This is a genomic window from Kitasatospora sp. NPDC001225, assembly GCF_053597855.1.
Window position 1 is genome coordinate 1 of sequence record NZ_JBSFJC010000128.1, and the last position, 22834, is coordinate 22834.

9 protein-coding genes are annotated in these 22834 nt (G+C 73.8%); 1 reads left to right on the top strand and 8 read right to left on the bottom strand.

All coding sequences use genetic code 11. From position 1 onward, the window contains the following. The 8 genes from ACWDCZ_RS31570 to ACWDCZ_RS31605 form a co-directional block, all read right to left on the bottom strand. On the bottom strand, positions 1–231 hold a 231-nt coding region (locus tag ACWDCZ_RS31570; RefSeq protein ID WP_449817619.1), incomplete at its 3' end, for an AMP-binding protein. Positions 232–240: 9 nt separating this feature from the next. After that, complete coding sequence (locus ACWDCZ_RS31575) at positions 241–4683, bottom strand: amino acid adenylation domain-containing protein (RefSeq protein ID WP_449817620.1); 4443 nt, start codon at positions 4681–4683, stop codon at positions 241–243. A gap of 32 nt (positions 4684–4715) precedes the next feature. Next, positions 4716–9443: an amino acid adenylation domain-containing protein gene (locus ACWDCZ_RS31580; protein ID WP_449817621.1), complete on the bottom strand. Its 4728-nt coding sequence runs from the start codon at positions 9441–9443 to the stop codon at positions 4716–4718. Between the two features lie 123 nt (positions 9444–9566). Next, positions 9567–10829, bottom strand: coding sequence for a glutamate synthase-related protein (locus tag ACWDCZ_RS31585; RefSeq protein ID WP_449817622.1), 1263 nt, complete (start codon positions 10827–10829; stop codon positions 9567–9569). Beyond that, positions 10826–11818, bottom strand: a complete 993-nt coding sequence (locus ACWDCZ_RS31590) for an asparagine synthetase A (RefSeq protein WP_259316464.1) — start codon at positions 11816–11818, stop codon at positions 10826–10828. The genes ACWDCZ_RS31585 and ACWDCZ_RS31590 overlap by 4 nt, the downstream gene beginning before the upstream one ends. 121 nt (positions 11819–11939) lie before the next feature. Next, a complete protein-coding gene (locus ACWDCZ_RS31595) occupies positions 11940–13286 on the bottom strand; it encodes a methylaspartate mutase (RefSeq protein ID WP_449817623.1) in 1347 nt (448 codons plus the stop codon). A gap of 41 nt (positions 13287–13327) precedes the next feature. Next, entirely contained in the window at positions 13328–13780 is a 453-nt protein-coding gene (locus tag ACWDCZ_RS31600) for a cobalamin B12-binding domain-containing protein (RefSeq protein ID WP_049658201.1), read from the bottom strand. A 155-nt stretch (positions 13781–13935) separates the two neighbouring features. Next, complete coding sequence (locus ACWDCZ_RS31605) at positions 13936–15228, bottom strand: helix-turn-helix domain-containing protein (protein ID WP_117486798.1); 1293 nt, start codon at positions 15226–15228, stop codon at positions 13936–13938. Between the two features lie 568 nt (positions 15229–15796). Between ACWDCZ_RS31605 and ACWDCZ_RS31610 the strand changes: the two genes are divergently transcribed. Beyond that, the coding region (locus tag ACWDCZ_RS31610; RefSeq protein ID WP_449817624.1) for a beta strand repeat-containing protein at positions 15797–22834 on the top strand (7038 nt) is incomplete at its 3' end.

Here is a 22834-nt window from a genome sequence, read left to right on the forward strand (position 1 = left end):
GGCGCCGGCCCGCCAGAGGGCGAGCTGGGCGACCGGCAGGTCGGCGGTGCGGGGGAGGTGGACGCCGACCCGGTCGCCGCGGCCGACGCCGCGCTCGCGCAGGGCGCGGGCCAGGGCGGCGGTGCGGCGGTCGAGTTCGGCGAAGTCCAGGCGGTCGGCGCCGGCCAGGACGGCGGTGCGCCCGGGGTGGGCGGCGACGGTGTCGCGCAGGCGGTCCAGCAGATCGGTCATGACGGCTCCTCAGGACTCTCGGGCGGCGGCGGCCATGGTGTGCAGGGCGGCGGCGTAGGTGTCGATGAACTGCTCGGCGGTGTGGTCGGCGACCAGCGAGCGCTGGTGGTCCACGGCGAGCAGCACCCGCTGCGTGACCGGGTCCTGGATGACCGAGGCGCCGAAGGCGAAGCTGTTGGGTTCGTGGCGCAGGGTCGGCTCGGTGCCGATCCGGCCGTCCACGATGCGGGCCGAGCTGAGCCGGCCGAGGGCGTGGAAGCGCAGGTAGCCGAACTGGCTGTCCAGCGCGGTGTCGGTCATCAGCCGGGCGAGGCGGGCGAAGGGCACCCGGCGGTGCGGCATCATGTCCAGCTCCTCCCGGTGGACCTCGCGGACCAGGGCGAGCAGGTCGTCGGTGGGTTCGCAGCTCAGCGGGACGGTGTTGAGGAACAGCCCGTACACCTCGGTGCCGCCGAGCCGTTCCAGCCGGCCGTTGACGGCCAGGCCGGTGGTGACGCGCCGACGCCCGGTGACGGCGGCGAGGGCGTGCAGGTGGGCGGCGAGCGCCACCGACTTGACCGGCACGCCGAGCGCGTCGGCGACGTCGCGCAACTGTCCGGGCGCCTCCGGCAGCACCCGTTCGACGGTGCGCGGCGCCTCGTGCACGGACTCGCTGCCGGGGAAGGACTGGCCGCTGACGCCGTCCAGCCGCTCGCGCCAGTAGGCGAGTGAGCGCTCGTCCCCGGCGGCCTGCCGTTCGACGGCCACGAAGTCGCGGAAGGCGGTGCGCGGCGGCGGGGCGGGCGCGCCGAGCGGGTCCTCGGCGATGGCCGTGTGGCGTTCCAGGATCTCGGTGAGCAGCGAGGTGAAGCTCCAGCCGTCGAGGATCGCGTGGTGCTCGGAGACGGTGAGCTGGTAGGCGTCCTCGGCGAGGCGCTGCACGGTGATCCGGAACAGTGGCGGCGCGGTGAGGTCGAAGGGTGTCCACCGGTGGGTGTCGAACACCTCGCGGATCGCGGTGTCCTGGTCCTCCTCGGCGGCGCCGCGCAGGTCGGCGAACTCGACGGGGGCGGGCAGCCGGCCGTGGACGAGCTGCAGCGGTTCGCCGTAGCCGGACAGGTCCAGGCCGGTGCGCAGCACGGCGTGGCGGTCCATGGCCTCGGCGACGGAGCGGCGGAAGGCCTGCTCGTCGAGGTCGCCGGAGATCTTGTAGGAGTTGACGTTGTGGTAGCTGTCGGTGCCGCCGGCGATCTCCATGTGGAAGACCATGGAGAGCTGCATGGACACCATCGGGTAGGCGTCGACCAGGCCGGGCGGCAGGTCGGCGCGGTCCTCCGGGGTGACCAGGGCGAAGGGCTCGTGGGCGTCCGGGCCCTGGGTGACGGGCTCGGCGAGCGGCAGCAGGGCGGCGACGGTGGGGGCGTTGAAGACGTCCCGCAGGCTCAGCCCCCAGCCGCGCTCGTGCAGCGCGCCGGCCAGCTGGACGGCCCGGATGGAGTCGCCGCCGAGGTGGAAGAAGTCGTCGTGGACGCCGATGCCGTCCACCCCGAGGACCTCCGTCCAGACGGCGGCGAAGGCCTCCTCCTCCGGGGTGCGCGGCTCGACGTGCCGGCCTCCGGTGGCGGTGGCCCGCTGGCCGGGGGCGGGCAGCGCGGCGCGGTCCACCTTGCCGTTGACGGTCAGCGGCAGCGACTCCAGCACGGTGAAGCTCGCCGGGACCATGTACGGGGGCAGCGAGCGGCCGAGGAAGGCGCGGACGTCGGCGGGCTCGCGTCCGGTGACGTACGCGGCGAGGCGGTCCTCGTGCACGGTGACGACGCAGGCGTCCACGTCCGGGTGGGCGGCGAGCGCGTTCTCGATCTCGCCGAGCTCGATCCGGAAGCCGCGCAGCTTGACCTGGAAGTCGGCGCGCCCGATGTACTCCAGCCCGCCGCCGGGCAGCCGCCGGGCGACGTCGCCGGTGCGGTAGAGCCGGGCCCCGGGCGGGCCGTACGGGTCGGCGACGAAGCGCCCGGCGGTGAGGCCGGGGCGGCCCCAGTAGCCGTGGGCGAGGCTGCCGCCGCCGATGTACAGCTCGCCGGCCGCGCCGGGCGGCACCGGCCGCAGCCAGTCGTCCAGGACCTGGGCGCTCAGGTGCGGCATCGGCGTGCCGATCAGGCTGCGCTCGAAGCCGGCGCTGCCGGCCAGGTCGTGGGTGGTGACGTGGACGGTGGTCTCGGTGATGCCGTACAGGTTGCACAGCCGGGCCGGGGGCGGCGGGTCCAGTTCGAACCAGCGCTGGACGACGGCCGGGTCCAGCGCCTCCCCGCCCAGCATGATCCACTTCAGTGCGGGCAGGGCGCGCGGGCTGCGCCGCAGCACCGGCTCCAGCTGGCGCAGCGCCGAGGGGGTCAGGCAGAGGTACGAGACCTCCTCCTCCGCCAGCAGCTCGGCGAACTCCTCCGGCGAGCGGCTGGTCACGTACGGGACGACGACCAGGCGGGCGCCGTGCAGCAGGGCGCCCCACATCTCCCAGACCGTCCAGTCGAAGGCGTAGCTGTGGAAGAGCGTCCAGGTCTCCTGGGGGCCGAAGCCGAAGTGCCGCTCGCCGTCCGCCATCAGCCGGCTGACGTGCTCGTGGGCGACGGCGACGCCCTTGGGGCGGCCGGTGGAGCCGGAGGTGAAGATGACGTAGGCGACGTCGCCGGGGCGGCCGGCGGCCGGCGGGCGGGTGTCGGGGCGGGCGGCCAGGTCGGCGGCCTCGGCGGTCAGGTCGTAGGCCTGCCAGGGGCCTTCGGGCACCAGGTCCGGGCGGTCGGTGACGACCAGGGCGACGCCGGTGTCGCCGAAGACCAGCGCGGCGCGGTCGGCGGGGGCGGCCAGGTCGACGGGCACGTAGGCGGCGCCGGTCTTGAGCACGCCGAGGACGGTGACCAGGACGTCGGCGGTGCGGTCCAGCAGCATGCCGACGCGGTCGCCGGGGCCGGCGCCGCGGGCGCGCAGGGCGTGCGCGAGGCGGTTGGCCCGGCGGTCGAGTTCGGCATAGCCCAGGGTGCGGTCGGGGTCGCTGACGGCGGGCCGGTCGGGGTGGGCGTCGGCGGCCCGTTCGAACAGGTGGTGCAGGCAGTGGCCGGGGGTGTCGGTGGCCGCGGCCCCCTCGGCGGGGCGGGTGGTCAGCCGCAGCACGGTGGCGTCGGGGTCGTCCAGGGCCGCGGTGAGCAGGTCGTCGAACTCGGCGGCCAGCCGGCGGACGGTCTGCGGGTCGAACAGCTCGCCGCGGTACTCGGCCTCGCCGCGCAGCTCTCCGCCGTCTCCCCCGTCGAACACGGACCAGGTGAGGTCGAACTTGCTGGTGCCGTTGGAGCGCACCCGGCTGCGGGCGGTGGCCGCCGGGCCGAGCGCCAGCGGGGTGCGGTCCTCGCCGTGGGCGCCGAACACCACCTGGACCAGCGGCGGGTGCTGGGCGCTGCGGGCGGCGCCGAGCCGGTCGACGATCTGGTCGAAGGGCAGGTCGAGGTAGCCGTACGCCTCGAAGGCGACGTCCTGGACGTGCTCCAGCAGATCCCGGAAGCTCAGCGCGGGCGCGAGCCGCAGGCGCAGCGGCAGCAGGTTGACGAAGTAGCCGAGCAGGTGCTCCAGTTCGGGCCGGTCGCGGGTGGTGACCGGGGTGCCGACCACCAGGTCGTCGGCGCCGGTCCAGCGGTTCAGCAGCAGGGCGAAGGCGGCCAGTTGGACGGTGAACGGGGTGACGCCCTCGGTCTCGGCCAGGGCGCGGACCCGCGCCGCCGTCCCCGGGGCGAGGTCGAACCCCTCGGTGCGGCCGGCCGCGCCGCGCTCGGCGGGCCGGGGCCGGTCGGTGGGCAGCTCCAGCAGCGCGGGGGCGCCGTCCAACTGCTCCTTCCAGTAGGTCAGGTGCTCCTCGTAGGAGGTGCCGAGCTCCTCCTCGGCGCGGTCGGCGTACTGCACGGTCAGCTCCGGCAGTTCGGGCTCCCGGCCGCGCAGCGCCGCGTCGTACAGCTCGGCGAGTTCGCGCTCGAAGACCTCGGCGGACCAGCCGTCCCAGACGATGTGGTGGACGGTGAACAGCACGGTGGTGCGCTCGTCCGCGAGCCGGAAGGCCTCGGCGCGCAGCAGCGGGCCCGCCGCCAGGTCGAAGGGCTCGGCGCAGCGGGCGGCGAGCAGCTCCTCCAGGCGCGCGGCCCGGTCGGGGTGGTCCCGCAGGTCGGTCTCCGCGAGCGGCACGGCGAGGCGGTGGTGCACGTGCTGGCGGGGGCCGTCGGGGTGCAGCGCGAAGGTGGTGCGCAGGGTCTCGTGCCGGGCGGTGACGGCGTCCAGCGCGCGTCGGAGCAGCGCGAGGTCGAGCGGGCCGGTGACGTCGAGGGTCCAGGGGGTGCAGTAGGTGACGGCCTTCGGGTCGAGGCGGTCGAGGAACCAGAGGCCGCGTTGCAGCCCGGAGACGGGCGCGGTGCGCGCCGGGTGGTCGGACGGGCTCACGGCCTCGTTCCCTTCGTGTGCGGTGCGGCCGGTCACCGGGCGGCCAGCCGTTCGGCGATGGCGCTCACGGTCCGGGCCCGGAACACCAGTTGCGGGGGGACGCGGCTGCCGGTCTCCCGGGACAGCCGCATCGCGACCCGGACGGCGGCCAGCGAGTTGCCGCCGATCCGGAAGAAGTTGTCCTCGCGGCCGACCTCGGCGAGGTCGAGCACCTCGCGGACCGCCTCGGCGACCAGGCGTTCGGCCTCGGTCAGCGGGTCGGCGGCCTCGTCGGCCGTCGCGTCCTCGTCGGAGGCGGCCGGGCGCCCGGCGGGGGCGGGCAGCGCCTTGCGGTCCACCTTGCCGTTGTGGTTGAGCGGCAGCGCGGCCAGGACGTCCAGGGTCGCGGGCAGCATGTGCTCGGGCAGCAGGCCGGCCAGGTGGTCGAGCAGGGCGTCCGGGCCGGGGGCGTCGGCGGCGACGGTGACGTAGGCGGCGAGCCGGCGGTCGCCGGGGGCGGGCTCGTGGACGGCGACGGCGGCCTCCCGGACGGCCGGGTGGCGGGTGAGCGCGTCCTCGATCTCGCCGGGTTCGACCCGGAAGCCCCGGATCTTGACCTGGTCGTCGATCCGGCCGGTGACCTCCAGCAGGCCCTCGGCGGTGCGGTGGCCGAGGTCGCCGGTGCGGTAGAGGCGCTCGCCGGGGGCGCCGTACGGGGAGGCGACGAAGCGTTCGGCGGTCAGGCCGGGCCGGCCGAGGTAGCCGTGGGCGAGGCCGCCGCCGGTGGCGTACAGCTCGCCGGTCACCCCGGGCGCGACGGGGCGCAGCCGCTCGTCCAGAACGAGGACGCCCTTGCCGTGCAGCGCGACGCCGATCGGGATGGAGCCGCCGGCCGCGTCGGCGGGGCCGACCCGGTGGCAGGTGGTCAGGCCGAGGCTCTCCACCGGGCCGTAGCCGTTGGCGACGACCAGGCCCGGGTAGGCCTCCAGGGCCTTGGCGACATGGGTGGTGGAGGCCCGCTCGCCGGCCGTGAAGGCGAGCTTCAGGCCGTCGTAGGTCTCCGGGAACTCCTCCAGCAGGAAGTTGAACAGGCTTGCGGAGAGCTGGAGTTGGGTGACGCCGTGGCGGCGGGTCAGCTCGGCGACGGTCTGCGGGTCGGGGCGCTGGCCGGGCTGGAGGACGCAGGTGCCGCCGAAGCAGAGCGCGCCGTACAGCTCCAGCGCGAAGGCGTCCCAGGAGACCGGCGAGCACTGCAGCCAGACCTCGTCGGGGCCGAAGCGGGCGTAGTCCTGGCCGAGGTAGGTGGTGGTGAGCGCGCGGTGCGGGACGGCGACGCCCTTGGGGCGGCCGGTGGAGCCGGAGGTGAACATCACGGTGGCGAGGTCGGCGCCGTCGACCGGCAGGCCGAGGTCGTGGGCCGGGTACCGGGCGAGGTCGGCGGCCGAGGCGTCCAGGTCCACCTGGCCGGGGACGGCGAACGGCACGGTGGCGTGCCGGTGGGTGACCACCGTGGCGGCGCCGGTGTCGGCGACGGCGCCGACCAGCCGCTCGGCCGGGAAGTCCGGGTCGAGCAGGGTGTACGCGGCGCCGGTCTTGAGGGCCGCCAGCAGGGCGGTGACCAGCTCCGGCCCGCGCTCGGTCAGCACGGCGACGGTGTCGCCGCGGCCGATGCCCAGGCCCGCCAGGTGGCGGGCGAGCCGGTTCGCGGCGGCGTTCAACTCGCCGTACCCGACGGCGCGTTCACCGGACACCAGGGCGACGGCGCCCGGCTCGCGGGCGGCCCGCGCCTCGAACAGGGCGTGCACCGGCACCTCGACGGCGGCGGCCAGGGTGCCCAGCCACTCCTCGCACAGGCCGGCCATGGTGGCCGGGTCGAAGAGGTCGCTGTCGTACTCGAAGCGCCCGGTGAAGCCGGTGCCGAGGTCGTCCACCGAGACGGACAGGTCGAAGCGGGAGACCGGGTTGGAGTGCAGGGAGCGGGTGACGGCGTGCCCGCCGACCGTGAACGGCCGGGGGTCCAGCGGGTGCAGCTCCAGCAGCACCTGGCAGAGCGGGTTGCGGTCCTCGGGGCGCTCGTCGAGCACGGCGTTCGCGATGTCGTCGAAGGGCACCTCCTGGTGCCGGTAGCCGCCGATCGACACCTCGCGCACGTGCCGGACCAGCTCGCGGAAGGAGGCGCCCTCCTCCAGCTTCAGCCGCAGCGGCAGCAGGTTGACGAAGTAGCCGATCAGGCCGTCGAGTTCGGCCCGGCCGCGGGCGTTCACCGGCGAGCCGAGGACCAGGTCGCGCTGGCCGGAGCGGCGGTGCAGGGTGAGCGCCAGCCCGGCCAGCAGCACCATGAACGGGGTGGCGTCCTCGCTGCGGGCGAGCGCCCGGACGGCCTCGGCCACCGGATCGGGCATGGCGAAGCGGTGGAAGGCGCCGCGGAAGGCCTGCTCCTCGGGGCGGGGGCGGTCCGGCGCCAGCGCGTCGGTGGTCGGCGCGTCGCGCAACTGCTCGCGCCAGTAGTCGAGTTGCTTCTCCGCGGTGTCGTCCTGGTACTGCCAGGCGGCGTAGTCGCCGTACTGGACGGCGAGTTCCGGCAGCTCGGCCGGGCGGCCCTCGGCCAGCGCGGCGTACAGCTCCTGGAGTTCGGCCTCCAGTACGGGCAGCGAGCCCTCGTCCCAGACGATGTGGTGGAGGAGCAGCAGCAGCGTGGTCGCCCCGCCCGCCCGGAAGACCCTGGCCCGCACCAGCGGCCCCCGCGCCAGGTCGAAGGGCTCCAGCGCGGCCTCGGCGACCAGCTCGTCCACCCGGTCGGCGGTGGTCTCGGTGAGCGTGAACGGCAGCTCCACGGAGGGGTGGACGACCTGGCGCGGGCCGTCCTCGGCGAGCTCGAAGGTGGTCCGCAGGCTCTCGTGCCGCTCCACCACCCCCGCCAGCGCCCGCCGCAGCAGCCCGGGGTCGACCGGCCCGGAGAAGCGGAACACCCAGGGCACCACGTAGGTCGGCGCGTCCGGGTTCCACTGGTCGAGGAACCACAGGCCGCGCTGGAACTTCGACAGCGGGGCCTCGGCGGCGCCCGAGCGCACCGGGGCCGGGCGCGCGCCGCCGGTCGCGGAGGTCACCGCGGCGGCGAACCCGGCCAGGGTCGGCGCGTCGAAGATGGTGTACGGCGACACCATGCCGAAGACGTCGAAGACCCGGCCCACCACCCGGACGGCGGTCAGCGAATCGCCGCCCAGGTGGAAGAAGTTGTCGTCGGCGCCGACCTCCGGCACCCCGAGCACGTCCGCCCAGACCGCCGCGATCAGCTGCTCGGCGGGGGTGCGCGGCGGGCGGCCGGCCGCCCTGCCCTCCGGCGCCGTCCGCGGCTCGGGCAGCGCCGCGCGGTCCACCTTGCCGCCGGCCGTCAGCGGGAAGGCCTCCAGTGCGGTGAGCGTCGCCGGGACCATGTGCTCGGGCAGCCGCTCGGCCAGCCAGGCCCGGGCCTCGGCATACCCCGGCGCGGCGCCGGTGACGTACGCGGCCAGCCGGTCCTCGTGCGCCACCACCACGCAGCCGGTGACGCCGGGGTGGCCGGCCAGCACCTGCTCGACCTCCCCGGGCTCGACCCGGAAGCCGCGGATCTTCACCTGGTGGTCGGTGCGGCCGAGGAAATCCAGCGGGCCCTCCCCGGTGGCTCGGCGCACCAGGTCGCCGGTGCGGTACATCCGAGCTCCCCCGGGACCGTCCGGGTCCGCGAACGGGTCGGCGACGAAGCGGCCGGCGGTCAGGCCCGGGCGGCCGAGGTAGCCGGAGGCCAACAGCGGCCCGCCGACGTACAGTTCGCCGGCCTCGCCGGGCGGCACCGGCCGCAGCCGCTCGTCGAGCACGTGCAGCAGCCGCCCGCCGACGGCGGTGCCGATCGGCACCCGGGCACCCGGCTGCTCCTGCCCGCCGTCGAGCCGGTGGACGGTGGCGGTGACCACCGTCTCGGTCGGACCGTACGCGTTCAGCAGCGGCACCCCGGTCGCCGCCCACCAGGCGGCGGCGGTGGCCGGCTCCAGCTTGTCGCTGCCGGAGACCATCAGCCGCAGGGTGCGCGGCACCCGGCCGCCCAGCGCCGCCACCACGTCCTGGAAGTAGCCCGCGGCCAGGTTGGCGACGGTGACGCCCTCGGCGTCCAGCAGTTCCAGCAGCGCGGCCGGGGCGAGCAGCCGCTGCTCCGGCAGGACGAGGCAGGCCCCGGCGGACAGCGCGCCGAGCACCTGCTCCACGGCCACGTCCACGGTCGGACGGGCGAACTGCAGCACCACGTCCCGCTCGGTCAGACCGAGGGCCTCGACCACACCGGCCAGGTGGCCGGTCAGGGCCGCGAGCGGGACGTGCACGCCCTTGGGGCGGCCGGTGGTGCCGGAGGTGTAGATGACGTAGCCGGCGCCCGCGCCCACACCCGTCCCGTCGCCGAGCTCGGTGAGCTCCTCGCCGTCGAGGGCGAGCCCGGCCCCGGCGTCCTCGACGATCCAGCGGTTGCGCTCCTCGGGCGCCTCCCGGTCCAGCGGCAGGTAGGTGGCCCCCGCCCGCAGCGCCGCCAGCAGCGCGACCACGTGGTCCAGCCGGTCGCGGCCGGTCACGGCGACCGTCCGCCCGGGGGCGAGCCGGGCGGCGAGGGCGGCGCTCAGTCCGTCCAGCTCCCGGTAGCTGACGGTCCGGGCCCCGGCCCGGACGGCCGGCCGCTCCGGGAAGCGCGCGACGGCGGAGGCGAACGGCGCGAATGCGGGCGCCGTGAATTCGACGGGAAAACCGCGAGAGGACATCATCCAGCCCCAGATCGTGAGAGGAATCGGCGAAGAAGGCGATAGGGGGATTACGAAGGCCCTATCGGCAGAACGGGCGGAAGGAAGTCGGCAGTTTCCTTCTGCCGCTTCCCGAGCAGGCCAGGGCTACCGGCCGAGGGGGATTCCGGAACTCCCGGGGGACCAGACGTCCGCCTCTTCCAGAGCCTCCGGGGAGTACTTCCCGAGCGCGCTGATCAGCAGTCGGAGTTCCAGCGCCAGGCATTCCGCGAGACGGCGGAGCCCGGATTCCCGGTCCTCCGCGACGGCGAGCAGCGCCGCCCGCCCGAGGCCCACCGCGCGGGCCCCCAGCGCCAGGCTCTTGACCGCCCGGGCGCCCTCCCAGATCCGCCCGGAGACCAGCAGGCAGGGCGGCGGCACGACCGCCAGCCGGCGCAGGCACTCCGCGAGCGGCAGGCCGACGTGCGGCAGGAACACCCCCGGCGCCCAGCCGGTGCCGCCCTCCGCGCCGTCCACCACGACGGCGTCCGCCCCGGCCTCGTGCGCCACCCGGGCGGCCTCGGCCACGTCCCGGCCGGGGTAGAGCTTCACCCAGATCCGCACCCGCGGGTAGTTGTTGCGCATCAGCCGGATCTGCTGGCGCAGGATCTCCGCGGTGAAGGTGCCCGGGGTGGCGGCGCGCAGCACCCGCCCGTCGCCGAACAGCGGGTCGAGCCCGAAGCGATCGCCGAGCGCGGCGGCGGCCTCCGCGTCCAGCACGGTCATCCCGCCCAGGCCCGGTTTGGCGCCCTGGCCGACCTTCAACTCGAAGGCCAGCCGCCCGGATTCGAGCAGCGGCAGGGCGGCCGGGTCGCTGTGGACGAGGTTCCACACCTCGGCGTCGGCATCCTCGGTGCTCTGCTGGACGGCCACCCCGCCAAGCCCGTCCGGGAGTTGCTCACCGTAGGCGCGCAGCCGGCCGAGCAGGGTGCGGTCGGCGGCCTCGCCGAGCCGGCCGTAACCGTTGACCGGCACCACGTTCTCGCCGATCACCATCGGGATCCCGAGCGCCCCGGCCTGCCGGCTGAGGGCCAGTCCGAGGTCGCCGCCGGCCGCCCGGGTGGAGCCGGTCGCGGAGACGTACACCGGCAGCGCGGAGGCGAACCCGCCGATGGCGGTGGCGAGTTCGACGTCCCGGTAGTCGGGCTCGCGGCCCAGGTCGATCAGCTTGGCAAGCCGCTGCGGCAGGAACAGCGGCGGGACGATCCGCAGGGCGTCGAGGGCGTCGGACGGCTGTGCCAACTCGGCCGCGCCGGCGCCGAACAGCACCCGCCCGTACTCCTCGGCGGGCGGGAACACGGCGGCCGCCCCGGCCCGGGCCCGCCGCCGGACCTCCTCCTCCGGGAACCCCGGCGCGGTCAGGTCGCTCATGGCGACACCACCCCGGCGACCTTGGGGAACGCGCTGGCCTGCCAGACGGCGTCCAGCCCGGCGACGTACCGGGTGAGCCGCTCGACGCCGATGCCGAAGCCCGCGCTGGCCGGCACGCCCTCGCGCACCAGGTCCAGGTACCAGCGGTACTTCTGCGGGTTCTCGCCGGTCTCCCGCATCCGGGTGACGATCTCCGCGTAGTCGTTGGTGCGCTGGCTGCCGCTGCACAGCTCGCCGTAGCCCTCGGGCGCGAGCAGGTCGAAGTTCCGCAGCAGGCCCGGGTCCTGCGGGTGCTCGCGGTCGTAGAAGCCGCGCGAGCCCTTCGGGTAGTCGGTGACGAAGAACGGCCGGTCGCGCCGGGCCGACAGCAACGCCTCGCCCTCCCAGTCGAGTTCGGCGTCCAGACTCTGCGGGTGCCCGATCCCGCGCAGTTCGGCGACCGCCTCGGCGTGCCGGACGCGGCCGAAGGAGCCCTTCAGCAGGTCGGCGAACGCCTGCGGGTCCCGGCCGAGTTCGGCGAACTCCTTGGGCAGCTCGCGCACCGTGCTGCCGACGATGTGCACCACCAGCTCCTCGGCCAGCCGGACGGCGTCGTCCCGGCTCGCGCCGGCCGCCTCCACGTCCAGCTGGTGGAACTCGGCCAGGTGCCGGCTCGTCCCGGCGGTCTCCAGCGGCTCCAGACGGACGTTCGGGGCGATGCAGAAGATCTTGTCGAAGGCGAGCAGCGAGGCCTGCTTGTACAGGATCGCACTGGTCATCAGCTTGTAGCGGTGGCCGTAGAAGTCGATGTCCACCTGCTTGGAGCCGCGCGCGCCGGGGTCGGTGACCGGGCCGATGATCGGCGGCAGCAGTTCGGTGAAGCCCCGGCCGCGCAGGAACTCGCGGGCGGCGGACAGCAGGTGCTGCTGGATCCGCAGCGCGCTGCGGGTGGTCGGGGCGGTCAGGTGCCGGCCCGGATCGGTCGGGGGCAGGGGGGTGGCGTCGGGCATGGTCGGAGTCCTCTTCTCTCGGGGGGCCGTGGTCCGCCGTCGGGGGCGCGGGCGGTCGTCGGTGGTGGAGCGCCGGCCGGGCGGGACGGCTGGAGCGCGGGCGGCTCGGCGGGGCGGCGGCTCAGCGCGCGACGGGCAGGCCCCGGGCGGCGGACGCGGACGCGGAGGCGGAGGCGTACCGGGCCCGGCCGTCGTAGGTCCGCTGGACGTGGGAGAGGGCGGCGAGCAGCCCGGCCGAGCCGGGGATCGGCGCGCGGCCGCGCTCGCCCAGCCCGGCGATCGGCATCGAGCCGACCGAGGACCAGTACAGCCGCCCGTCCGGGCCCAGCGAGCTGCGCGTCCGCCCGGCGTTGTCGGGGTGCAGGCAGTACGGCACGTCCAGGTAGCCGGCCGCGAACGCCCGTACCAGGGCCCGCCCGACGTCGGCATCCAGGTCGAGCACCGCGCCGATCAGCGCCCTGGCCTCGGCCTCGATCCCGCTGTCCGGCGGCACGGCGGGACGGCGGCCGGACGCCGGGAGCCGGGCCCGCTCCGCCGTGGCGGCCGCGGCGGCGGCCTCCAGCGCCCGGACGTTCTCGGCGACGGTCGGGATGCGGTGCGCCTCGGCCGTGGTCTTGACGATCAGCCGGGCCGCGCCGCCGCGCACCGCGAGCCGCGCCGCGTCCTCCAGCAGCAGCCGCGCACCGCCGGGCGAGCGCGGGTACACGCCCATGTACGCGTACACCACCAGGTGCCAGTCGACGTCGGTGAGCAGCTCCCCCGCGATCCGGCCGAGCGCGGCCAGCGCCTCCTCGTCCTGGCGGGCGTCGGCCTGCTGGGCGTAGCTGAGCGAGATGCTGCGCAGCCCGTGCCGGCGGAAGAACAGCGCCTCCAGCACGCTGACGGCGATCAGCAGCGAGGGCGGGCAGAGCTGGCCCATCAGGCAGCCGCCGAACGTCTCCAGGTGCGGCTCGGCGCCGAACTCCCGTACGGAGGCCAGCAGTTCGCAGCCGCGACGCCAACGGGCCACCGCCTCGTGGAGCGGGGTGCGGCCGTACGGCAGGCAGTAGGAGACCGGTCCGCCCTCGGTGGCGTCCAGGCCCGCCGCCAGCAGCGCCTCGACGATCCGCTCCGGCGCGGCCGAGCCGTGCCGGACCTGCACCGGGAAGCCCGCGTCCGCCACCCCGCGCAGCACCGCCCGGGTGACCTCGACGGGGTGGGTGGCGATCGGGTAGCCGTTGAGGCCCGCCCCGGCGGCCAGGGCGCGCCGGGCGGCCGCGAGGTCGCCGGTGCGGGTGTAGCTGTCCAGGGTGATGGTGCCGACGGTGACGGCGGCCGCGCCCCGGGTGGCGAGCAGGCCCGCCCGCATCGGGGCCGCCTCCGCCATGCCCATCCGGGGCTGGACCACCAGCGCGCCCGCCTCGGCGGCCTGCGCCACGAACGCGCCGAAGCCCGTCCCGGCGGGGCCCGCCCGTTCAGGTCCGGCCACCGCGGGACCGAACCCGGCGGGACCGGCCCCGGCGGGAGCCGTCACAGCAGCACCCCGGAGCGCAGTCCGCCGACGAAGGCGCGGAACCCGGCCACCGCGGCGCCGTCCTCGAAGACCGCGTCGAACCCGGCCGCCAGCAGCGCGCGTTCGCGGTCCGGGTCGTCGGCCCCGGCGATGCCGAGCTTGCCGCCGATGACGGTCGGGGTGCTCCGCAGCTCCGGGCAGGCACGGAGGGCCTCGATCACCCGCAGGCCCTCCTGGTGGCCGTGCCCGTTGACGCTGCTGATCACGATCAGGTCCGGTTCGGCCCGGCGGCATTCGGAGAGCAGCAGCGCGTCCGGGACGCACGCGCCCAGGTTCGTCACCCGGTGGCCCATCTCCTCCAGCAGGAACTGGAGGTACACCAGGTTCCAGGTGTGCGAGTCCGAGGCCGTCGTCGTCACGACGACGTCCAGACCGCCCGGACCGTTCTGTTCGGCATTCCCGTGCTCCACGACTCCGCCCTCACCGGTAGTGATCCTCGATGGCGTTCCGTCGCGTTCTGCGCGGCGGCCCGGCCCCACGGAGAACGCTAGGAACGATCGGGCCCGGCAAGCGGCAGCTCCGGCGGCATTAAGCGGCAGAATGGGCCGGCCGGCGGCAGAATCGGTCAGCCCGCGGCCGCCAGCAGCGGGACGTCCCCGGCCGGCGCGAGCCGCGGCCCGGGCTCCTCCCGGACCAGCCGGCGGCACAGGTTGAGCACGGTGAAGCGCACGCCGTCCCGGGCGGGCACGCTGCGGATCAGCCCCCGCGACAGCAGCTCGTGCACCGTGGCCAGGCAGGTCTGCAGCGTCCAGCCGCTGCGGACCACCGCGTCCTCCCCCGACCAGTCCCCCGGCTCGTCCACCAGCACTTCCAGCAGGGCGCGCTGACGGTCCGTCAGGCGGAGGATCGCCGGCTCCAGGTCGTCCCGCAGGTCACCGCGCGCGCCGAACACCACCGGCGGCGCCGCCAGCGTGAACGGGACGGCCGCCAGCCCGGCCACCAGCTGGGCGGTGGACCGCACCAGCGCCCAGCCCGCCGCCCGCTCCAACGCTCCCGGCAGGCCGTCCAGTCGGCGGCAGAGCTCCGCGACGGCGGGCGCCTCGGAGCGCTCCAGGGTGTAGCCGGGCCGCAGCCGGCACAGGTGCGAGAGCAGCAGCCGGACGGCCCCGACCTGCGCCAACGCCTCGGGCTCGGCGTCGAGTTCGGGGTCCGGTACGGGCAGCGGCGCGAGCGGGATGACCTGGCCGCCGGGCAGCGGCCGGGCCTCCCGGGCGGTGATCAGCACCCGCAGCCCGGGGCAGTGGCGGAACAGCCCGTCCAGCTGCCCGGCGTCCACCCCGCCGTCGGCGCCGTCCAGCACCAGCAGGGCGGGCCGCTCGCCGATGTCCCGGACGAGGTCGTCCAGCCGCCCGCGCCACGGGTGCGGGCCGCCGCCGCAGTCCACCCAGCGCACCGACCAGCGGACGGCCAGGTGCAGCCGGCGGGCCACCTCCAGGGCGAGCCGGGTCTTGCCCACCCCGCCGAGGCCGACCAGCGAGACCAGCCGGTCCCCGTGCACGGCGAAGGCGTCGGCCAGCACCTCGGCCTCCGCCTCCCGGCCGACGATCGCCCCGCGCGCCACCGGCGGGGCGGCCGGCTCGTCCCCCGGCTCGTCCGCGGCCTGCTGCCGGCGGGCGGCCTCCTCGAAGTCCGTCCGGCTGCGGCCCTCCAGCCGCAGCGCGTCCGCCAGCAGCCGGACGGTCTCGTTGCGGGGCCGTCGCACCCGGCCGCTCTCCATGTCCCGGATCGCCCGCACGCTCAGGGTCGCGTGATCCGCCAGGCACTGCTGGGTCAGCCCGATCCGCTCGCGCCGTAGCCGCAGCAGCTCGCCGAAACCCGCCGCCGTTCTCACCGCTTGCACCGACAGCCCGCCGTCCATGCCTCGTCTGCCCTTCGTGGTCCGGACTCCTCCTGGCGTCGGGACCGGTGGCGGCGTCAGCCACGGGCGCCCGTACGGCCCGTGGTCCGGCCGTACGGGACCCGGCGATCAGGCTGTGGCCTCCGGACCGGTTCCCTCCGGGTCCCGATGCTCCAGGCTCGCCGTCTACGCCCGATCAACGGCCGATCACCGGCCCTACCCACGACCTTCACCCGGGCCTCACAGCCCGCCCGCCACCTGGGCGGCCTCCCCGACGCATCCGGGTGAACCGTGGCGCCGCCCGGACACGTTAATGCCGTTTATCGGATTTTCGGCACGCATACTACGCCCGTACGGTCACTGTCCGTATCAGGTCAACAACACCCCGCATCCGCTCCACGGTCCCCGTGCCCGTCACCACCGCCATCCACCCCGCGCCGTCCAGCTCACCGCCGTCCAACCCACCGCTGTGCAGCCCACCGCGTGACACCGGACCGCTCGACCGAAGGGAATCGTCATGAGGCGCTGTCCAGCCACCAGCGGACACGAGCGAAGTCGACGCGGCCGCCGACACGGAGGCCGACCCGGGATGGACACGCTCCGCGACCGCCTCATCGGGGCCGTGCTCACCCTCCTCCTCGCGTTCGCGACGGCCTCCGGCTCCTTCGCCGCCCCCGCCGTGGCACACGCGCCCAGCCGTGACCCCCGCACCCCCGCCACCGGCACGACGACCGCCCCCGCCGACCAGCGGAACGGCCGCCACGACGTCCGCCAGCAGCCCGTGACCCTGGCGAAGACCGGCACCGACACCACCACCGGCAGCACCACCCAGGCCGCCCAGGGCGACACCGTCCGCTGGGTCGTCTCCGCGACCAACCCCGACGGCGCACCGGTCAGCACCACCGTCACCGACGCCATCCAGGGCGGCCCCGGCAGCACACCGCAGACCCAGTCCTACGTCCCCGGCTCACTACAGGTGCCCCCCGGCTTCACCAAGCAGTGGTCCACCGACGGCGGCACGACCTTCTCCGGCACCGACCAGGGCGCCGCCACCAACGTCCTCCAGGCCACCAACCCGACGCTCTCCTCCCCGGCGACCGGCCAAGTGGTCCAGATCCCACCGCCGTTCACCCCGATCAACACCGCCACCGGCGGCGACGGCTTCACCCCCATCCGCTACACCGCCACCATCAACGGCGTCCCCACCCCCGAGATCTGGAACATCTACCACCACGGCTTCTCCAACACGGCCAGCGTGGTCTGCACCGACCTGCTCACCAACGGCCCCTGCCCGACCCCGACCGGAGCCCCCGCCACCTGGCCCCAGGCGCTGAACTCCTCCGCCGCCGACACGACCACCGGCGACATCGGCAGCACCCGCACCCCGACCTACGTGCAGATCGGCTCCCGGCTGTACTACGCCGCGATCAGCCGGGTCACGCAAGCACTCATCGGCGTCGGCTGCATCGACCTCCAGGCCCAGACCAGCTGCGGCCTCACCCCGCTCCAGACCGGCACCGGCCTGGTCATCGGAGGCGTCGTCCAGGCGCCCAACCAGCTGATCTACGCGGTCTCCGGCACCGGCGAGATCCTCTGCTACGACCCCGTCGGCAACTCCTCCTGCGGCACCTTCACCATCGGCCTGCCGCCCAACGAGGGCCAGGTCGCCTTCAGCGGCGACTACGCCGGCATCATGCGGGTCATCAACGGCAAGATCTACGTCACCGACAACCAGCTGGCCCCGCTGCCCACGGTGATGTCCTGCTTCGACCCGTCGACGAACGCCGCGTGCACCGGCTGGGCCACCCCCAAGACCGTCGTCACCCCGACCGGCACCGAAGCCGCCCGCGCCGACAACGTCTTCGAGATGTACGACACGGCCGGCACCGTCACCGGCGTCTGCACGGCGGTCGGCGGCGTCGAACTGGCCGTCACCCCGCCGGTCGGCACCGTCGTCTGCTTCGACTTCGCCGGCAACCCCGTCGCCGCGCCCCCCGGCCTGCAGACCCTCCTCAGCACCAACGTCGCCCCCGGCGAATCCAACTTCCAGGTGCCGCTCACCATCACCGCCCCCAACGGACACCTCGAAACCGAGTTCCCGTTCTGGATCTACCTCAGCATCTCCCCCACCTCCAACAGCTCCGAGTTCTGCTACGACTGGAACACCCAGGCCCCCTGCGCCCAGTACGGCACCAACGGCGTCGTCAACGGCCCGCCCAACGTCAACGGCGGCGACACCAGACCGTACGGCTTCGCCTACGACGGCCAGTGCAAGTACAGCCTCGGCGACACCGGCTACCTGTTCTCCATCGACCCGATCACCGGCGCCTCCCCCTGCCTGAAGACCAAGGCCCAGGGCAGCCTCAACCCCTCCGCGTACTACTGCGACGGGGCCACCGGGCACGTGAGGTCGTACGGCACGGTCAGCCTCCTCGGCCTCGACCCCACCACCGTCGACTTCACCCAGTCCTCGGTGACCGTCCTGGCCTCCGACGGCACCACCATCGGCACCTTCCCGTTCAACCCCACCACCGAGACGGCGGACATCTCATCCGTCCCGACCAGCGACTCACCGATCCAGGTGATCGCCAACCTCACCCTCGTCAACGGGTCCTCCTTCACCCCCGGCAACCACCCGCAGATGCAGGTGACCTTCGTCGGCGACGCGCCGCAGATCTGCTTCGAGACCACCGTCTCCACCGACTGCTCCGTCACCGCCGTCTCCAACCAGGCCTCCGCCGTCACCAACGGCCAGCCGCCCGTCACCTCCAACACCGTCACCCTCCAGGTCACCCCCGGCGCCGAGTGCGCGCCGAAGCTGGAGATCCTCAAGGAGGTCTGCACCTCCACCAACGCCGCCGACTGCGGGCCCGGCGGCCCCGGACCATGGGCCAAGACCACCACCCTCGCCCCCGGCGGGACGGCCTACTGGCGGATCACCGCGACCAACACCGGCCTGGTCAACATCACCGGCATCACCCTGGACGACACCGTCACACCGTCCTGCGTGACAGCCGCCGGGACGTTCGACCTCGCAGCGGGCGCCTCCCATCAGATCTTCTGCAACCTGCCGGGCGTCACCCAGTCGACGACGAACACGGTGACCGCCTCCTTCCCCGGCCCCGGCGGCACACCGGTCAGGACGGGGCCGTCGGAGGCGAGCGCCGTCGTCCCGTCCCTGGCCATCAACAAGGAGGTCTGCACCTCGGCCAACGCCGCCGACTGCGGCGCCGGGGGACCGGGCCCGTGGGCCAAGACCACCACCGTGGCGCCTAACGGGACGGCCTACTGGCGGATCACCGTCACCAACACCGGCACGGTCAACGTCACCGGCATCACGCTGAACGACACCGTGACGCCCTCGTGCGTGACGGCCGCGGGGACGTTCGACCTGGCGGCGGGCGCGTCCCAGCAGGTGTTCTGCAACCTGCCGGGCGTCACCCAGTCGACGACGAACACGGTGACCGCCTCCTTCCCCGGCCCTGGTGGCACCCCGATCACCACGCCCCCGTCCGAGGCGAGCGTCGACGTTCCGTCGCTGGCCATCAACAAGGAGGTCTGCACCTCCGCGAACGCCGCCGACTGTGGCGCCGGTGGCGCGGGCCCGTGGGCGAAGACCACCACGGTCGCGCCCAACGGGACGGCGTACTGGCGGATCACGGTGACCAACAACGGCCCGGTCAACATCACCGGCATCACCCTCGCCGACGCCATCACACCGGCCTGCGTCACAGCCGCCGGGACGTTCGACCTCGCCGCAGGGGCCTCCACACAGGTCTTCTGCAACCTCCCGGGCGTCACCCAATCCACCACCAACACCGTCACCGCCTCATTCCCGGGACCCGGCGGAACACCCATCACCACACCACCCTCCGAAGCGAGCGTCGACGTCCCGTCCCTGGCCATCAACAAGGAGGTCTGCACCTCCGCCAACGCCGCTGACTGCGGCACCGGAGGCGCCGGCCCGTGGGCCAAGACGACCATCGTCGCGCCGAATGGCACCGCGTACTGGCGGATCACCGTCACCAACAACGGGCCCGTCAACATCACCGGCATCACCCTCGCCGACGCCATCACACCGGCCTGCGTCACAGCCGCCGGCACCTTTGACCTCGCGGCAGGCGCCTCCACACAGGTCTTCTGCAACCTGAGCGGCGTCGCGCAATCCACCACCAACACCGTGACGGCCTCGTTCCCGGGCCCTGGTGGCACCCCGATCACCACGCCGCCGTCCGAGGCGAGCGTTGACGTTCCGTCCTTGGCCATCAACAAGGAGGTCTGCACCAGCACCAACCCGGCCGACTGCGGCACCGGCGGCGCAGGCCCGTGGGCCAAGACCACCACCGTCGCCCCGAACGGCACCGCGTACTGGCGCATCACGGTCACCAACAACGGCACGATCAACCTGACCGGCATCACCCTCACCGACTCAGTGACGCCCTCGTGCGTGACGGCCGCGGGGACGTTCGACCTCGCCGCAGGCGCCTCCACACAGGTCTTCTGCAACCTGACAGGCGTCACCCAATCCACCACCAACACCGTCACCGCCTCCTTCCCCGGTCCCGGCGGCACACCCATCACCACACCGCCCTCCGAAGCCAGTGCCGACGTCCCGTCCCTGGCCATCAACAAGGAGGTCTGCACCAGCACCAACCCGGCCGACTGCGGTGACGGCGGCGCAGGCCCCTGGGCGAAAACCACCACCGTCGCCCCGAACGGCACCGCGTACTGGCGGATCACCGTCACCAACAACGGCCCCGTCAACATCACCGGCATCACCCTCACCGATGCCATCACACCGTCGTGTGTCACAGCCGCCGGCGCCTTCGACCTCGCGGCGGGCGCCTCCCATCAGGTGTTCTGCAACCTGACAGGCGTCACGCAATCCACCACCAACACCGTGACAGCCTCCTTCCCGGGACCCGGCGGAACACCCATCACCACACCGCCCTCCGAGGCGAGCGTCGACGTCCCCTCACTGGCCATCAACAAGGAGGTCTGCACCTCCGCGAACGCCGCTGACTGCGGCGAGGGCGGCGCGGGACCGTGGGCGAAGACCACCACCGTCGCCCCGAACGGCACCGCGTACTGGCGGATCACCGTCACCAACAACGGCCCCGTCAACATCACCGGCATCACCCTCACCGACGCCGTCACACCGGCCTGCGTCACGGCCGCCGGCTCGTTCGACCTCGCGGCAGGGGCCTCCCATCAGGTGTTCTGCAACCTGCCGGGTGTCACGCAGTCAACGACGAACACCGTCACGGCGTCCTTCCCCGGCCCTGGCGGAACACCCATCACCACACCCCCGTCCGAGGCGAGCGTCGATGTTCCGTCCTTGGCCATCAACAAGGAGGTCTGCACCAGCACAAACCCGGCCGACTGCGGTGACGGCGGCCCCGGCCCCTGGGCGAAGACCACCACCGTCGCGCCGAACGGCACCGCCTACTGGCGGATCACCGTCACCAACAACGGCCCCGTCAACATCACCGGCATCACCCTCACCGACACCGTGACGCCCTCGTGCGTCACAGCCGCCGGCACCTTCGACCTCGCCGCAGGCGCCTCCAAGCAGGTCTTCTGCAACCTGACAGGCGTCACCCAATCCACCACCAACACAGTGACGGCCTCGTTCCCGGGACCCGGCGGCACACCCATCACCACACCGCCCTCCGAAGCGAGCGTCGACGTCCCCTCGCTGGCCATCAACAAGGAGGTCTGCACCTCGGCCAACGCCGCCGACTGCGGTGAGGGCGGCGCAGGACCCTGGGCGAAGACCACCACCGTCGCCCCGAACGGCACCGCCTACTGGCGCATCACGGTGACCAACAACGGCCCCGTCAACATCACCGGCATCACCCTCACCGACGCCGTCACGCCGGCCTGCGTCACGGCCGCCGGCTCGTTCGACCTGGCGGCAGGGGCCTCCCATCAGGTCTTCTGCAACCTGCCGGGCATCACGCAATCCACCACCAACACCGTCACGGCCTCCTTCCCGGGACCCGGCGGCACACCCATCACCACGCCCCCGTCCGAGGCCAGTGCCGACGTTCCGTCCCTGGTCATCAACAAGGAGGTCTGCACCAGCACCAACCCGGCCGACTGCGGCACCGGCGGCGCAGGCCCGTGGGCCAAGACCACCACCGTCGCCCCGAACGGCACCGCGTACTGGCGCATCACGGTGACCAACAACGGCACGATCAACCTGACCGGCATCACCCTCACCGACACGGTCACGCCGTCGTGCGTCACAGCTGCTGGCACGTTCGACCTGGCGGCAGGGGCCTCCCATCAGGTGTTCTGCAACCTGCCGGGTGTCACGCAGTCAACGACGAACACGGTCACGGCGTCCTTCCCCGGCCCTGGCGGAACACCCATCACCACACCGCCTTCTGAGGCCAGTGCCGACGTTCCGTCCCTGGTCATCAACAAGGAGGTCTGCACCTCGGCCAACGCCGCCGACTGCGGTGACGGCGGCGCCGGCCCCTGGGCGAAGACCACCACCGTCGCCCCGAACGGCACCGCCTACTGGCGCATCACCGTCACCAACAACGGCCCCGTCAACATCACCGGCATCACCCTCACCGACACCGTCACGCCGGCCTGCGTCACAGCTGCTGGCACCTTCGACCTGGCGGCGGGCGCGTCCCATCAGGTGTTCTGCAACCTGACGAGCGTCTCCCAGTCAACGACGAACACGGTGACGGCGTCCTTCCCCGGTCCTGGTGGCACCCCGATCACCACTCCGCCCTCCGAGGCGAGCGTCGACGTTCCGTCCCTGGTCATCAACAAGGAGGTCTGCACCTCGACCAACGCCGCCGACTGCGGTGACGGCGGCGCGGGACCGTGGGCCAAGACCACCACCGTCACCCCGAACGGCACGGCCTACTGGCGCATCACGGTGACCAACAACGGCCCCGTCAACATCACCGGCATCACCCTCGCCGACTCCGTGACGCCGGCTTGTGTCACGGCTGCCGGATCGTTCGACCTCGCGGCAGGTGCCTCCAAGCAGGTCTTCTGCAGCCTGACAGACGTCACCAAGCTGACGACGAACACGGTGACGGCCTCCTTCCCCGGCCCCGGCGGCACCCCGATCACCACGCCCCCGTCCGAGGCCAGTGCCGACGTCCCGTCCTTGGCCATCAACAAGGAGGTCTGCACCTCCGCGGACGCCACCGACTGCGGCGAGGGCGGCCCCGGCCCCTGGGCCAAAACCACCACCATCGCGCCGAACAGCACCGCCTACTGGCGCATCACCGTCACCAACAACGGCACGGTCAACCTGACCGGCATCACGCTGAACGACTCCGTCACACCGGCCTGCGTGACAACTGCGGGGACATTCGACCTCGCGGCAGGTGCCTCCAAGCAGGTGTTCTGCAACCTGCCAGGCGTCACCAAGCTGACGACGAACACGGTGACGGCCTCCTTCCCCGGCCCCGGCGGCACCCCGATCACCACGCCCCCGTCCGAGGCCAGTGCCGACGTCCCGTCCTTGGCCATCAACAAGGAGGTCTGCACCTCCGCAAACGCCACCGACTGCGGCGAGGGCGGCCCCGGCCCCTGGGCCAAAACCACCACCATCGCGCCGAACAGCACCGCCTACTGGCGCATCACCGTCACC

Bases quoted from the DNA above. Each gene is read 5' to 3' on its own strand.
- ACWDCZ_RS31605 (WP_117486798.1), bottom strand. From the start codon at position 15,228: ATGGACGGCGGGCTGTCGGTGCAAGCGGTGAGAACGGCGGCGGGTTTC.
- ACWDCZ_RS31590 (WP_259316464.1), bottom strand. From the start codon at position 11,818: ATGCCCGACGCCACCCCCCTGCCCCCGACCGATCCGGGCCGGCACCTG.
- ACWDCZ_RS31580 (WP_449817621.1), bottom strand. From the start codon at position 9,443: ATGATGTCCTCTCGCGGTTTTCCCGTCGAATTCACGGCGCCCGCATTC.
- ACWDCZ_RS31585 (WP_449817622.1), bottom strand. From the start codon at position 10,829: ATGAGCGACCTGACCGCGCCGGGGTTCCCGGAGGAGGAGGTCCGGCGG.